Here is a 14,430-nt window from a genome sequence, read left to right on the forward strand (position 1 = left end):
GCGTTGTTGGTGGTCGCAGACCAGTCCTTTGACACCGTTCTCGTCGTCGACTTCGGCGCGCAGTACGCGCAGCTCATCGCACGGCGTGTCCGCGAGTGCCACGTGTTCAGCGAGATCGTGCCGTCCACCATGTCCGCGGCGGAGATGCTCGCCCGGAAACCGAAGGCGATCATCCTGTCGGGCGGCCCGGCGTCGGTGTACGAGGAGGGCGCCCCGGCCGCGCCGGACGGGCTGTTCGATCTCGGCGTCCCGACGTTCGGGATCTGCTACGGCCACCAGGTGATGGCGAAGGCCCTCGGCGGCACGGTGGAGAACTCCGACGTCGCCGAGTTCGGTGGCGCGACCCTCACCGTCGCGGCCCCCGGCATGCTGTTCGCCGGGCTGCCGCACGAGCAGCCGGTGTGGATGTCGCACCGCGACCATGTCAGCCGCGCGCCGTCCGGGTTCATCGTGACGGCCAGTACCGACGTGACGCCGGTCGCGGGCATGGAAGACCGCGAACGCGGCTTCTTCGGCGTCCAGTTCCATCCCGAGGTGCTGCACACCGAACAGGGCATGGAGGTGCTGCGGCGGTTCCTGTACGAGGGCGCCGGGTGCCGTCCGAACTGGACGATGGTCAACATCGCGGACGAGTCGATCGAGGCCGTCCGGGAGCAGGTGGGGCAGAAGCGGGCGATCTGCGGGCTGTCCGGCGGAGTGGACTCCGCGGTCGCCGCCGCGCTCGTCCAGCGCGCCATCGGCGACCAGCTGACCTGCGTGTTCGTCGACCACGGGCTGCTTCGCAAGGGCGAGCCCGAGCAGGTCGAGAAGGACTTCGTGGCCGCGACCGGGGTGAACCTGCACGTCGTCGACGCCCAGGAGCGTTTCCTCGCGGCCCTCGACGGCGTCGCCGACCCCGAGCAGAAGCGCAAGATCATCGGCCGTGAGTTCATCCGGGTGTTCGAGGAGGCCGCGCGGCAGATCGTGGGTGAGGACGCGCCCGAACCGGTCGAGTTCCTCGTCCAGGGCACCCTCTACCCGGACGTCGTCGAGTCGGGCGGCGGCACCGGCGCGGCCAACATCAAGTCGCACCACAACGTCGGCGGGCTTCCGGACGATCTCCAGTTCACGCTGGTCGAGCCGCTGCGGAGCCTGTTCAAGGACGAGGTCCGCGCGCTCGGCGAGCAGCTCGGCCTGCCGTCGGAGATCGTCTGGCGCCAGCCGTTCCCCGGCCCCGGCCTCGGCATCCGCATCATCGGCGCCGTCACCCGCGAGCGTCTCGACATCCTCCGCGACGCGGACGCGATCGCCCGCGAGGAACTCACCGCCGCCGGGCTCGACCGCGACATCTGGCAGTTCCCCGTCGTGCTGCTGGCCGACATCCGGTCCGTCGGCGTCCAGGGCGACAGCCGCACCTACGGCCACCCGATCGTGCTGCGCCCGGTGACGAGCGAGGACGCGATGACGGCCGACTGGGCGAAACTCCCCTACGACCTGCTGCGGCGGATCTCGACCCGCATCACCAACGAGGTCCGCGAGGTCAACCGGGTCACGGTCGACATCACGTCCAAGCCGCCGGGCACCATCGAATGGGAGTGATCCCCCACGCGTGAGAAGGCCCGGGTGCGGTTCGCACCCGGGCCTTTCGCGTGTCGCGTTGTCAGACGGCGGCCGGGGCCAGCACGGCCTCGGCGTCGAGGGTCGCGGCGGTCGCGTTCACGACGGCGGCGACGCGCAGCGCCTCCTGGACGAGTTCCCGCGACAGCCCCGCCTCGCGGAGGACCTTCTCGTGCGACTCCAGGCACCGTCCGCACCCGTTGACGGCGGACACGGCCAGGCACCACAGCTCGAAGTCCACCTTGTCCACCCCGGGGCGGCCGATGATGGACATCCGCAGCTTGGCGGGCAGCGTCGCGTACGTCTCGTCCCCGATCAGGTGGGTGGCGCGGTAGTACACGTTGTTCATCGCCATGATCGAGGCGGCGCCCTTGGCCGCCTCGAACGCCTCGGCGGACAGGTGGTCGCCCGCGTCCTCGGCCAGTTCGCGGATGACGACGGCGCTGCGCGTGGCGAAGGCGCAGGCCAGCACAGTCCCCCACAGCTGCTGGTCGGTGAGCTGCGAGGTCGAGGTCAGCGAGCCCAGGTTGAGCTTGGTGTCCTTGGCGTAGCCCGGAAGGGCGGACTTCAGCGCGTCGACTCCCATGTCAGACCCCGGCCAGCAGCTTGCCCGCGTCGAGCGTGTCCTCGCCCTTGTTCCAGTTGCAGGGGCACAGCTCGTCGCTCTGCAACGCGTCCAGCACCCGCAGGACCTCCTTGACGTTCCGGCCGACGGAACCGGCGGTCACCATGCTGAACTGGATCTCGTTGTTCGGGTCGACGATGAACGTCGCGCGCTGCGCCACACCGTCCTCGGTGAGGATGCCGAGGGCGGACGACAGCTCCCGGTTCAGGTCGGACATCATCGGGAACGGTATGTCCCGCAGGTCCGGGTGGTCCTTACGCCAGGCGAAGTGGACGAACTCGTTGTCGACGGACGCGCCGAGCACCTGGGCGTCGCGGTCGGCGAAGTCCTCGTTGAGACGCCCGAACTCGGCGATCTCCGTCGGACACACGAACGTGAAGTCCTTCGGCCAGAAGAACACGACGCGCCACATGCCCTCGTAGGACTTGTGGTGGATCTTCTCGAAGGCGTTGTCCGGGTCGAGCGAGACGCAGGCGGTGAGCTCGTACTCGGGGAACTGGTCACCGACAGTAAGCACGTTGCTCCTTCGTCGTAGCTGAGGGATGCGCCTCCATCGAGGAAGGCGCCGGCGGGCCGCCGTGCTCCGGTTCGGCGGCCGATGTCACTCAGCGTGCCGTAGCTCCTTGGAGAAGAGAAATCGATCCGTCTCCGACCAGCCATAGGAGCTACCTATCAATCACACCTCGCAGCGTGGTGAGCTGGGGCTTCGTGGCGACGGCCTCGGTGGGCATCACTCTCTGTGGCGGCCGAGTGGGGAACGTCACTCGTCCGGACACCCTCGAACGACCCGCGCGGGTCACTTTCCGTGATGAGGCGCGGGTAAAGTTCGAGGTGGGATGGCGATCAATAAACCGACGGTGGCTCAGTTGCGGGCGTTCCTCGCGCTCGCCGAGCATCTGCATTTCGGGGACGCCGCCGCCGCGTTGCGGATGAGCCAGCCCGCGCTGTCCGGGGCGGTGGCCGCGCTGGAGGACACCCTGGAGACCCGGCTCGTCGAGCGGACGACCCGGAAGGTCCTGCTCACCCCGGCGGGTCGGCGGGTCGCGCGGCGGGCCGAGGTGGTCATGGCGGAGCTCGACCGGCTGGTCGAGGAGGTCAGGGCCGTCCGGGGGCCGCTGGTGGGGCCGCTCAGCGTGGGCGTCATCCCGACCGTCGCGCCGTACCTGCTGCCGATCGTCCTGCCGAGGCTCGCCAAGGAGTACCCGAAGCTGGAGCTTTCGGTGCACGAGGAGCAGACCGACCAGATCGTCGCGGAACTCCTCGCCGGACGCCTCGACGTCGTCCTGCTGGCGCTGCCCATGCCCGAGTCGGGCGTCACCGAGATCCCCCTCTACGACGAGGACTTCGTGCTCGCGGCGCCCGCCGAGTTCGAGCTGGCGCCCGGGTCGGCGGGCGTCTCGCGGGCCGTGCTGAACGACCTGGACGTCATCCTGCTCAACAAGGGGCACTGCCTGCGCGACCAGGCCCTGGACGTCTGCCGGGAGGTCGGCGCTCGGGCGGCCGCCACCTACGCGACGAGTCTGGCGACGCTGGTGCAGCTCGTGTCGGGCGGGCTCGGGGTGACGCTCGTCCCGGAGACCGCGCTGCCCGTGGAGACCCGCCGCGCGCCGAACCTGTCGGTGCACCGGTTCGCCGCGCCCGCCCCGCACCGGCGGATCGGGCTCGGGTTCCGGTCGACGTCGCCGCGGGCCGGGGAGTTCGAGACGCTCGCCGAGAGCGTCCGCGACGCCGTCGCCGAGACGGGGTTCCCGGCGGGTGTCCGGCTCGCCTGACGGCCCGGCCTGAACCCGCGCTGAAGCCGTCCGTCGGGACGGTCACCCGGCGGTCAACGGTCTCCAGGAGAGGTCAAGTCTGTGTCAGGGGACGGCCTGGCAATCGCGATGCGAGTTCAGATGGTCGCGGAAGGTCACCATGCTCGTGGGGCGAGGAGGAGGCCCCATGTCCCCGAAGCTCAGCGTCGTCGTGCCGTTCCACAACACCGAGGAGTTCATCCGGGAATGCCTGGAATCGCTGGCCGGGCAGACGCTGCGCGACCTTGAGGTGATCATGGTGGACGACGGGTCCACCGACAACGGCGCCGTGATCGCCAAGGAGATGTGCGACGGGGACCCGCGGTTCCGGCTGGTGACGCGGGACCACGAGGGGCCCGGTCCCGCGCGGAACGCGGGCGTGCGGCAGGCGAGAGGGGAGTACCTGGCCTTCGCCGACGCCGATGACGTGGTCGACCGTGAGGCCTACGCGCGGCTGGTCGGGTCGCTGGAGCGGACGGGGTCGGACATCGCGTCCGGGAACGTCCAGCGGATGGACGCCGACCGGACCTGGCAGTCGCACCTGCACGACGGTGTGTTCACGGTGTCGTGTTCGAGGACGCATGTGTCGTCCAAGCCGTTGCTCATGCGTGACCGGACGCCATGGAACAAGGTGTACCGGCGGGAGTTCTGGCAACGGGTCGGCCTGGAGTTCCCGAAGGGCTACTACGAGGACCCGCCGGTCACGGCGCGCGCACACGCCCTGGCCCGTTCCGTGGACGTGCTGAGCGACACGGTCTACTACTGGCGCAAGCGTCCCGGTTCCATCACCGAGGAACGGTACGACTGGGACAACATCACGCAACGTCTGGCCTCCGCACGCGCACTGCGCGACGGCATGGCCGAGTACGCGCCACGTCTTCTGAACGCCTACGACGAGCACGCCCTGGTCGGAATCGAGTTGCGCGTCCTGCTTGAAGCGCTGCCCAGAACCCAGGACGCGCAGCGTGAGGAACTCGTCGCAATCGGAGCGGATCTGGCGCGGCGCATCAGCCCGCGCGTCCTGAAGCGGCTTCCGGCGATCACGCGCCTGCAACTGCACCTGCTGTGCAGGCGGACGCTGCCGGAACTGCTGGAGGTGCTGCGTTTCGTGCAGCTCCGGAAGGCGGGGGACGCGCCGAGGGTGCGGCGGGGGCCGCGGCGCCGCTGGTACGCGGAGTTCCCGTTCTTCGAGGACGAGGAACTGGCCGTCCCGCCGCACGTGTACGACGTGACCGACGAACTCAGGCCGGTCGCGGCGATCGACCGGGCCGAGTGGGTGGACGGTCGGCTCCGCGTCGAGGGCCACGCCTACATCCGGCATCTGGACTCCTCGACCGAGGACGGTTCCCGCATCCGCGTGTGGCTGGTGGCGTCGAACAAGCGGGGCCTCGTGCGCGTTCCGGTCCGGCGGGTACGGCGGCCGGACGTGACCGCGCGGGCGCGGCAGTCGGCGGTGTCCTATGACTGGTCCGGGTTCGTCGCCGACATCGATCCGTCGTCGCTGCGGATGTTCGGGCGCTGGCGAGACGTCGACTGGGTGCCGTTCGTCGAGATCACCAACCGGGGGCTGCGGCGACGGACCACGTTCTCTAGTCCGAAGCTGACCAGCCGACAGTGGCCGGACGACCGGGAGTGCGCGCCCGGCGTCCTCGTCCAGGGCGTCGCGGGAAGCAGGCGGTTCGTCTTCCAGGTGCGGCGGACGGCGGCGGCGGTCGAGTCCTGCCGGTTGGAACGCGGGGAGCTGTGGCTGGACGGCTGGAGCCACGCCCCGCTCGGCGACGAGCCGACGATCGTCGCGGTGCCGAGGGTCGGACGGGCGACCGTGACGGGCCCTGTCGAACCGCTCAGCGACGCCCGCGCCCAGGACGACGGCGCCCAAGAGGACGGCCCACCGGACGACGGTGCCCGGGACGGCGAAGCCCGGGACGGCGGGTTCCGGGCCAGGCTGCCGGTCGCCGAGCTGATGAGACGTCCGGGCGACTGGGAGATCACCCTGCCCGATGGTGTCCGGCCCTACCTGGACGAGGACCCCGCCGGTACCGCGTTCCGTGTCCCCGGTGGAGAGGTCGAGCTCGCCAGGACGCGACGCGGCACGCTGCGCGTGGTGGCCCGGGAACAGGTCTTGGCCGTGGACGCGGTGTCCTGGTCGTCGGACGGTCACCTGCACCTACGAGGGACGTGCAGCGACCCCGCCGGACGGCCGGGCGCGCTCGTTGTTCGGCGGCGGCGGTCGTCGGAGGAGCACACGGTCACGCTGCGCTGGAACGGTGACCGCTTCACCGCCAAGTTCTGTCCCGCGCGGATGCCGGTGCTCGGCTTCTCCCGTCCGTTGGTCGCGGGCCGCTGGGACGTCGTCGCGACCGTCGGCGAACAGGAACGACCGGTCGTCGTCAGGCGCCACACGCTCCGCGACCTGCCGGAGCCGTTCGAGGCGGGTCTGCACAGGATCACGGTGCGCGCGCAGAAGACCGACCAGTTGCAGCTCCTGATCGAGACGGCCCTGGACGACGACGAACGCGGAGCCTACGCGCAGAGCCGTCTCCGGTCCGGGCACTACCGGCGTCACCTGAACCTGCCCGTACGCGAACTGGCCGTGTTCGACGCCTACAAGGGACGCCAGTACTCGTGCAACCCGCGCGGCATCTATGACGAGCTTCGACGACGCGGAACCGACCTCGAATGCGTGTGGGTCACCGAGAACGGCCAGTTCGGCAAGCCCGCCGGTGCCCGGACCGTTCTCACCGGTACACGCGAGTACTACGAGGCACTGGCCCGCGCCCGCTACATCTTCGGTAACTGGTCACAGCAGGAGTGGTTCACCAAACACGAAGACCAGACGTATGTGCAGTGCTGGCACGGGACGCCGTTGAAGAAACTCGGATACGACGTCAAGCAGATGCCGTACAAGCGCACCGAGGGCGTCGACTGGATGCGGCACGACGTCCCGCAATGGGACCTGCTCCTCGCCCAGAACACGTTCTCCGTGCCGCTGTTCCGGCGCGCGTTCGGTTACACCGGCGACGTCATCGTCAGCGGCTATCCCCGCAACGACATCCTGAACAGCCCCCACCGGGCCGAGATCGGCGCGGCGGTGCGGCGGCGCCTCGGCATCCCGGAAGGCAAACGCGTCGTCCTGTACGCGCCGACGTGGCGGGACGACTTCCATCTGGCGATCGGCAAGCGGGCGTTCCGCCTCGAACTCGACATCGACCGGTTCAGGACGGCGCTGGGTCGCGACCATGTCCTGCTCCTGCGCACCCACTACCTCGTCACCGACCGGCCGAAGTTGCGTGCCGGTGACTGCGTCATCGACGTGTCCGTCTACCCCGACATCTCAGAGCTGTTCCTCATCAGCGACGTCCTCGTCACGGACTACTCGTCGGCCATGTTCGACTTCGCCGTCACCGGACGCCCGATGGTGTTCTTCACCTACGACCTGGAGCGATACCGCGACCATGTGCGCGGTTTCTACTTCGACTTCGACGCCGAGGCCCCGGGTCCGCTGCTGCGCACCTCGCAGGAGGTCGTGGACGCCCTGCGCGAGCCGTCCGCGCTCGACGCCGGGTTCCGGGACGCGCGGGCCGCGTTCGCCGCGCGGTACTGCCCTCTCGACGACGGTCAGGCCGCATCCCGAGTGCTCGACCGGATCCTCCGACCCGCCCACTGACAACCCCATCACGGAGCCGCACGTGTCACCTCAGATCAGTATCGTCGTCCCGATCCGCGACACCGGGACAAACCTGGCGGAATGCCTCCAATCCTTGGCCTGGCAGACGCTGCGCGACCTTGAGGTGCTCCTGGTTGACGAGCGACCGGCGGACAGACGAGCGGCGGACGGGCGGGGCGTTCCGTCCGTCGCCGCCGAGTTCGCCGACAACGACGACCGTTTCACGCTCCTTCGGCCGTGCTGCGCGCGGCCCGCGATGGGGAGCGGCGGGCTGGACTCGGCCGTCGAGCGGGCCAGGGGGCAGTACCTCGCCTTCGTCGACGGTGACGACACGCTGCCGCCGTACGCGTACGAACTCATGGTCGGCACCCTTGAGTCGACCGGATCCGACCTCGTCGGCGGAAACGTCATGCGTCTGGACGGGACGCAGACGCACCCGTCCTCGATGCACGCCCAGGCCTACGCCACGACCGTCCAATCGACCCACGTGACCGGCCACGCCGCACTCCTCCAGGACAGGACGGTGCGCAACAAGGTGTTCCGGCGCACCTTCTGGGACGCGCACGGCTTCAAAGCTCCCCTGACGACAGTCACACAGGACGCGCTCGTCGCCGTGCAGACCCAACTCCTGGCGAAGGGCGTGGACGTCCTCGACACGACCGTCTACTACTGGCGGGACCGTCCGGGAACGGCGACGCGGCTCCGTCACGACCCGGCGGACATCACCGACCGGATGGCCGCCCTGGCGACCGTCCGTAGGCTCGTCGCCGACCACGCGCCGGAGCTTCTCACCGTCCACGACGGGTACGCCCTGGACACCGAAGTGCGCGCGCTGATCCTCGCCCTGCCCGGGGCCACCTGGCAGGAGCGGGAACGACTCGTCGAACTGGGCGCCGAGGTCGTCGCCTCCATGGACCGTTCCGCCGCCGACGCGCTCGTGTCGATCAGGCGTCTGGAGACCCATCTGCTCGGTGCGCGGATGCTGCCCGAACTCCTGGAGGTGCTCCGCTTCGAGGAGGTCGGACTGCGGGACGTTCCGATCGTCCAGCAGGGTCGCCTCCGGCAACGCTGGCACGCCCGCTACCCCTTCTACGGCGACGTGGAACGCGGCATCCCCGAAGACGTGTACGACGTCACCGACGAGGTTCGCCTCCGCGCCGAGGTGAACCGTGTCGAATGGGACGTGGACACGCTCATCGTCGAAGGGCACGCCCACTTCGAACGGTTCGAGGTGGCGTCGGCGACGGACTCCAGAATCCGTGTCTGGATGCGCGACGTCAGGACGGGCAAGGAGATCCGCCTGCCGGTGGAACGCGTCCGTTACCCGGAGGCCACCGCCCAGGCCGAACAGTCGACCGTCTCCTACGAATGGGCCGGTTTCTCCGTCCGGGTGGAGCCCGACTACCTGCTGGACGGCGACGAGTGGCGGACCGCCACCTACGAACTGTTCGTGGAGGTGTCGACGGCGGGACGCAAGGCCGTCCGGCGGCTGGAGGCGGAGAACCCGGCCGTCCGATGGACCGCCGCGCGGCAGGTCGACGAGCATGTCGCCGTCCAACCGGCGGCGGGCGACGACGATGTGTTCGTCGTCCACGTCAAGCGCGCCAAGGCCGTCCTCACCGGCATCCGCGGGGACGGCGACATGCTCGAACTGACCGGATGGACGCGCCGCGCCCTCGGCGTGGGCGCCGCCGTGGTCGCCGCGCGGCGGCACGGCGGCGCGGAGGTCCGCGGCGAGGTGACGCTGCGCCAGTCGACCGTGGTGCGGATGGCGGCGGGCACCGGCTTCGACTTCACCGCGAGACTGCCCATGCGGAGCCTGATCTCCGTCCCGGACGGGCACGAGCACGCGCTGGGCCACCGCCCGCACCTGCGGGACGCCATCGACTGGGACATCCGCCTGACCGGCGAGGGCGGGCCCATGAGGCTCACCGTCGCGAGCAACGTCACCTCGACCCGCCACGCCCTGCCGACCATCCCGGAACGCGGACGGGAGTTCGTCCTCACACGGACCGCGTTCGGGAACCTGCGCGGTGTGGAACGCAGCTTCCGGCCGGTGGTGACGGCGGTGGAATGGGACGCGAACGGGGCCCTGACCCTGGTCGGCGACTTCGCGGACCCGGTGGATCGACCGGACCACTTCATCCTGCGGCGACGCCGCTCAGGGGACGAGCACCGCGTCACCGTCACCTGGGAGCGCGGCCGGTTCACCGCCGCGTTCACGCCCGCGACGATGGCCGTGTTCGGCACGGACCTGCCGCTCAGCAGCGGAACATGGGAGTTGCTGGCGCGTGCGAGTACCGGAGAGGTGGCCGTCGTCGTCGAACGTGACGTGATCCCGAGTCTTCCTGGCTGGCAGCACGTGGGAACGCACGAATTCGAGGTCGGCGTGTACCAGACGGACGCGCTACGGCTTCGCAGCCGTCCCGCCCTCGGCGACGACGAACGCAGCCCACACGCACAGTTCCTTCTCCAGCAGCGTGACTACCCCGTCTATCTGCGGAGCCCGCTCTCGGACGTCGTCGTGTTCGACAGCCACGGCGGCACCCAGTACAGCTGCAACCCCAGAGCCGTCTACGAGGAACTGACGCGCCGGGTGCCCGACGCGGAATGCGTGTGGATTTCCCAGGACGGCCAGTTCGCGGTCGACGGGAACGCGCGAACCGTCCTGGCGGGAAGCCGCGAGCACTACCGCGTCCTCGCACGCGCCCGTTACGTGGTCACCAACCATGGTCTGCCGCCGTGGTACGTCAAGCGGGACGGTCAGACCTGCGTCCAGACATGGCACGGCACCCCGCTCAAACGGCTCGGCCACGAACTCGGCGACATGCCGTACCACCGGACGGCGCGGTTCGACTGGATGGACCGGGAAGTGGGCCGGTGGGATCTGCTGCTGTCCCCGAGCCCCTTCGCCACACAGGTCATGCGCCGCGCGTTCCGGTACGAGGGGGAGGTCCTCGAAGCCGGGTACCCGCGCAACGACATCCTGAGCACTCCCGAGTGGGAGAGCATCGGAACGGGTGTACGCAAGCGGCTCGGGATCCCGGACGGCAAGAAGGTCGTCCTCTACGCGCCCACCTGGCGGGACGACCGGTTCCACGCGCCCGGCAGGTGCGGGTTCTCCCTCGAACTGAACGTCGACACCATGCGGAACGCTCTCGGCGACGACCACGTTCTGCTGTTCCGGGCGCATCACCTCGTCACCGAACAGGACCGTCCCGCCACAGACGATTTCCTGGTCGACGTGTCCCGATACCCGGACATCTCCGACCTCTACCTGGCCTCCGACGTGCTCGTCACCGACTACTCGTCCGCCATGGTCGACTACGCGATCCTGGGCAGGCCGATCGTCGTCTACGCCTACGACCTGGCGTCCTACCGGGATCACGTGCGCGGCCTCACCTTCGATCTGGAGGCGGAGGCGCCCGGCCCGATCGTGACGACGTCCGCGGAGGTCGCCGACGCGGTCGAGCGGGCGCCCGAGTCCGAGGAACGCCACGCCGAGGCCTACGACCGCTTCTTCGTGAAGTACTGCCCGCACGACGACGGCCAGGCGTCGGCCAGGGCCGTCGACCACATCTTCGGCGACCTTCTCGGCGCGGGCTGACAGAACGCAACAAACAGAACGGGACATCTCGCAGCGATCTTCACTAAGCTCAACGTTCCGCCCAGCCGATGGCAGAGGAGAGCGTGAACGCATGAGCGGAGAATTCGTCCCCGCGTCCAACGCCTTAACGGCACGGTGGGCCAGGGAGGCCTGTGACGGCACGACCACCGTCCTGTCCGGCGCCGGGGTGTGGCCGCTGCTGGCGTTCCTCGCCGCCGCCTCCCGCGAGCCGGGCCGGGCGGAGTTGCAGGAGGCCATCGGCATCGACGCGGCCGGGGCCGACCGGCAGGCGCGCGTGGCGGTGAGCCTGCTCAAGAACGCGACGGAGGCGGCCGCGCTCGGCGTGTGGACGCACGCGGAACTGCCCGTGGAGCCGTGGTGGCGCAAGGTCGTTCCCGCCGAGGCCCGGGGCGAGCTGACCGGTGAGACCGACGCCGACCAGGCCGCGCTGGACGAGTGGGCCCGGCGGAACACCGGCGGCGAGTTCACCGAGATGCCGGTCCGGGTCCGCCCCGAGACCATGCTCGTGCTCGCCACCGCGCTGAGCGTCGACACGCGGTGGCGGGAACCGTTCGACGCCGTCCCGCTCCGTCCCGAGGAGGGCCCATGGGCGGGACGCGCCGAACCGGTGGCGGGCCTCACCCACGCCAGCCAGGACGTCACCCGGCTCGCCCTCGCGCCGGAGACACCGGCGGGACCGGTCACCCTGCTGACCACCCAGGGTGAGGACGAGGTCGACGTCATCCTCTGCCTGGGCGAACCCGAACGCGCCCCCGGGGACGTGCTCGCCGCGGCGATCGAGGCCATCGACGGCAAGCATCGTCTCCGACGCGGTGAGCGGCTCCTCGAAAAGACACTCGCGAGCAAGGCGCCCGGCCTGCGGATCGACACGGTCACCTCGTTCGAGCCGCACACCACGCTGCGCGCCACGACCACGGCCTTCGACATCACCGCTCACCACGACCTGCTGGCCCGCGCGAAGGTGTTCGGGCTCGCGACCGTCTCCGCCATGGACGGGCGCGGGCACCTGCCGGGCATCAGCCGGACGCCGCTGGCGGTCGGCGCGGCGGCGCAGGACGTCACCGCGACGTTCTCCGCGGAGGGGTTCCGGGCGTCGGCGGTCACGGCGTTGACGGCGGTGCTCGCGGGCGCCCCGATGGCGGAGGCGCAGGTCCTGAACGTCACGTTCGACCGGCCGTTCGGCTTCCTGGTCTGGCACCGGACGAGCAGTCTCGTCCTGCTGGCCGGTTGGGTCGCCGAACCCGCGGACCATCCCGAGGACGCCCCCGCCCCGTGACGCCCGTCAGCCGGGGCGGCGGGCCCGCGCCAGCAGAGTGGTGCCCGGCCGACCGCCACAGATAGGCAACCGCCTTTCGAGGACGGCGGTCAGGCGCAGCGCCTCGTTGACGAGCGGATGCAGCGGGGCGAGGTCCTCGCGCCGGACCGTGCGGTGCCGGAGACGGCGCTGGAACGGGCGCAGCAGCACGCCCCTGCTCCACACCCGTTCCAGCACCAGTCCCGCGCCCTCGACCAGCTCCACGAACGCGCGGCGCGTGTAGCGGCGGACCCGGCCGAGGGCCACGTCGTGCGCCGACCACAGCGCCATGTCGCACGGAACGGACACCAGCGCCGTCCCGCCGGGCCGCAACACCCGGGTGATCTCCGCGGCCGCGCGCTCGTCGTCCTCGACGTGCGCCAGGACGTCCAGGGCCAGCGCCAGGTCGAACCGGGAGGACTGGAGCGGCAGGTAGCGCGCGTCACCCTCGTACGCGTCCACGCCCCGCGCCCGCGCCAACGCGACCGCCGCCGGGTTCAGGTCGATCGCGGTGGCCTCCCAGCCGTGCTCGGCCAGTACCCGCGAGGCGCCGCCCGCCGCGGCGCCGATGTCGACGGCCGCGCCCGGCACGCTGAACCGCAGCAGCTCCGCGGACAGGATCTCCCGGCGCTCCCGGTACCACCAGTTGTCGTTCTCGATCCGCGCGATCCGCCGGAGCTCGATGGTGTCCACGGGACCAGCCGACGCCACGGACGGTGGCACGTTCCACCGGCATCGCCGTCCGGCGGGGCATCATTGACCGGTGCTTGACCCCGCGCCGGACCTCAGCGCTTCCTGCGACCGCGCCGCCGCCGGGTGACGAACCGGATGGCGACCAGCACCGCGACCAGACCGCCGACCGCGGGGGCGGCGCGCTTGGCCACCGACGGGCCCGCGAGCTCCAGCATGTCGATCGCGTCCTCCTCCCGCGCCACCCGCAACGGCCGCTCCCGCTTCACCGGCTCCGCGGACTCGTCCCGCTTCTCGGTCTTCGCGGGCTTGTCCTGCGCTTTCGGCTTCGCTGACTCCTCGCGTGCCTCCGGCTTCGGGGTCTCCTCGGACGCCTCGGGTTCCGCGGGCTTCTCGGACGACTTCGGTCCGGCGGGCTTCTCGGACGCCTTGGATTCCGCGGGCTTCTCGGACGTCTCCGTCTTCGCGGGCTTCTTGGACGTTTCCTTCTTGGCGGGCTTGTCCTTCTGCTTCGCCGGGGCGGAAGCCTTGGCGGGGGCGTCCTTCTCAACGTCCGACTTCCCGTCCGACTTCTTGCCCGCCGGGGATTCCTCGGACGATTCGAGTTCCTCCGCCAGGGCCTTCGCGAACCGGGCGATGAGCTTGGCCCCGACCTCGGCGAGGATGTTGCGACCGAACTGCGCGGGCCGTCCCGTCACGTTCAGCTTCGTGTGGACGGTCACGCGGGTCGTGCCGTCCTCCTCGTGCAGCTTCGCCTGGACGGTCGACGACGCCGTCCCCGAACCGCGCGCCTCTTTCCCGGACGCCTCCAGCGTCACCGTCCGGGACGACTCGTCGGCGGACACGATCCGCGCGGTCCCGCGATAGGTGATGGTCATCGCGCCGACCTTCACCTTCAACCGGCCCTTGTACTCGTCGCCTTCGGCGGAGTCGAGGGTCGCGCCCGGCATGCACGTCGCGACGCGCTCCACGTCGAGCAGCACCGGCCAGGCCTGATCCACCGGCACGGGGACGGTGAAATCGTGGTCGAGCTCCATGATCGGTGTCCTTATCGTCCGGAGAATTTGCCCGTGACGTGACCTTACGGTGGCAGACCATTCGGTCGCCAGTCGGGGGCGGTCACCCGGATCCGGGTACCCC

The 14,430-nt window shown here is 70.3% G+C and carries 9 protein-coding genes; 5 read left to right on the top strand and 4 right to left on the bottom strand.

The window, feature by feature from the left end; all coding sequences use genetic code 11:
• Window positions 1-3 precede the first annotated feature (3 nt).
• Window positions 4-1,578: a glutamine-hydrolyzing GMP synthase gene (guaA, locus tag D0T12_RS06470; RefSeq protein WP_117398480.1), complete on the top strand. Its 1,575-nt coding sequence runs from the start codon at window positions 4-6 to the stop codon at window positions 1,576-1,578.
• A gap of 61 nt (window positions 1,579-1,639) precedes the next feature.
• Here guaA and D0T12_RS06475 read toward each other — a convergent pair whose 3' ends face one another.
• On the bottom strand, window positions 1,640-2,182 hold the full coding sequence (locus tag D0T12_RS06475; RefSeq protein WP_117398482.1) for a carboxymuconolactone decarboxylase family protein: 543 nt from the start codon (window positions 2,180-2,182) through the stop codon (window positions 1,640-1,642).
• Window position 2,183: 1 nt separating this feature from the next.
• Complete coding sequence (locus D0T12_RS06480) at window positions 2,184-2,738, bottom strand: peroxiredoxin (protein WP_117398484.1); 555 nt, start codon at window positions 2,736-2,738, stop codon at window positions 2,184-2,186.
• Window positions 2,739-3,057: 319 nt separating this feature from the next.
• Between D0T12_RS06480 and D0T12_RS06485 the strand changes: the two genes are divergently transcribed.
• The 4 genes from D0T12_RS06485 (at window position 3,058) to D0T12_RS06500 (ending at window position 12,582) form a co-directional block, all read left to right on the top strand.
• The gene (locus D0T12_RS06485; RefSeq protein ID WP_117398486.1) at window positions 3,058-3,993 is read left to right on the top strand and encodes a hydrogen peroxide-inducible genes activator; all 936 of its coding nucleotides are present in this window, start codon (window positions 3,058-3,060) and stop codon (window positions 3,991-3,993) included.
• Window positions 3,994-4,159: 166 nt separating this feature from the next.
• Entirely contained in the window at window positions 4,160-7,678 is a 3,519-nt protein-coding gene (locus D0T12_RS06490; RefSeq protein WP_117398488.1) for a bifunctional glycosyltransferase/CDP-glycerol:glycerophosphate glycerophosphotransferase, read from the top strand.
• Between the two features lie 22 nt (window positions 7,679-7,700).
• Window positions 7,701-11,285, top strand: coding sequence for a bifunctional glycosyltransferase/CDP-glycerol:glycerophosphate glycerophosphotransferase (locus tag D0T12_RS06495; RefSeq protein ID WP_158581427.1), 3,585 nt, complete (start codon window positions 7,701-7,703; stop codon window positions 11,283-11,285).
• 91 nt (window positions 11,286-11,376) lie between these two features.
• Window positions 11,377-12,582 (top strand): serpin family protein, encoded by a 1,206-nt coding sequence (locus D0T12_RS06500; protein WP_117398492.1) that lies wholly within the window; start codon window positions 11,377-11,379, stop codon window positions 12,580-12,582.
• A 6-nt stretch (window positions 12,583-12,588) separates the two neighbouring features.
• On the opposite strand, the gene D0T12_RS06505 is transcribed toward D0T12_RS06500, so the two are convergent.
• Together D0T12_RS06505 and D0T12_RS35815 are read right to left on the bottom strand one after the other, a co-directional pair.
• Window positions 12,589-13,293: a class I SAM-dependent methyltransferase gene (locus tag D0T12_RS06505; RefSeq protein WP_117398493.1), complete on the bottom strand. Its 705-nt coding sequence runs from the start codon at window positions 13,291-13,293 to the stop codon at window positions 12,589-12,591.
• A gap of 92 nt (window positions 13,294-13,385) precedes the next feature.
• Window positions 13,386-14,327, bottom strand: a complete 942-nt coding sequence (locus tag D0T12_RS35815; protein WP_199487322.1) for an SRPBCC family protein — start codon at window positions 14,325-14,327, stop codon at window positions 13,386-13,388.
• Between the last annotated feature and the right edge of the window lie 103 nt (window positions 14,328-14,430).

This window comes from Actinomadura spongiicola, from assembly GCF_003432485.1.
GTDB lineage: Bacteria > Actinomycetota > Actinomycetes > Streptosporangiales > Streptosporangiaceae > Spirillospora > Spirillospora spongiicola.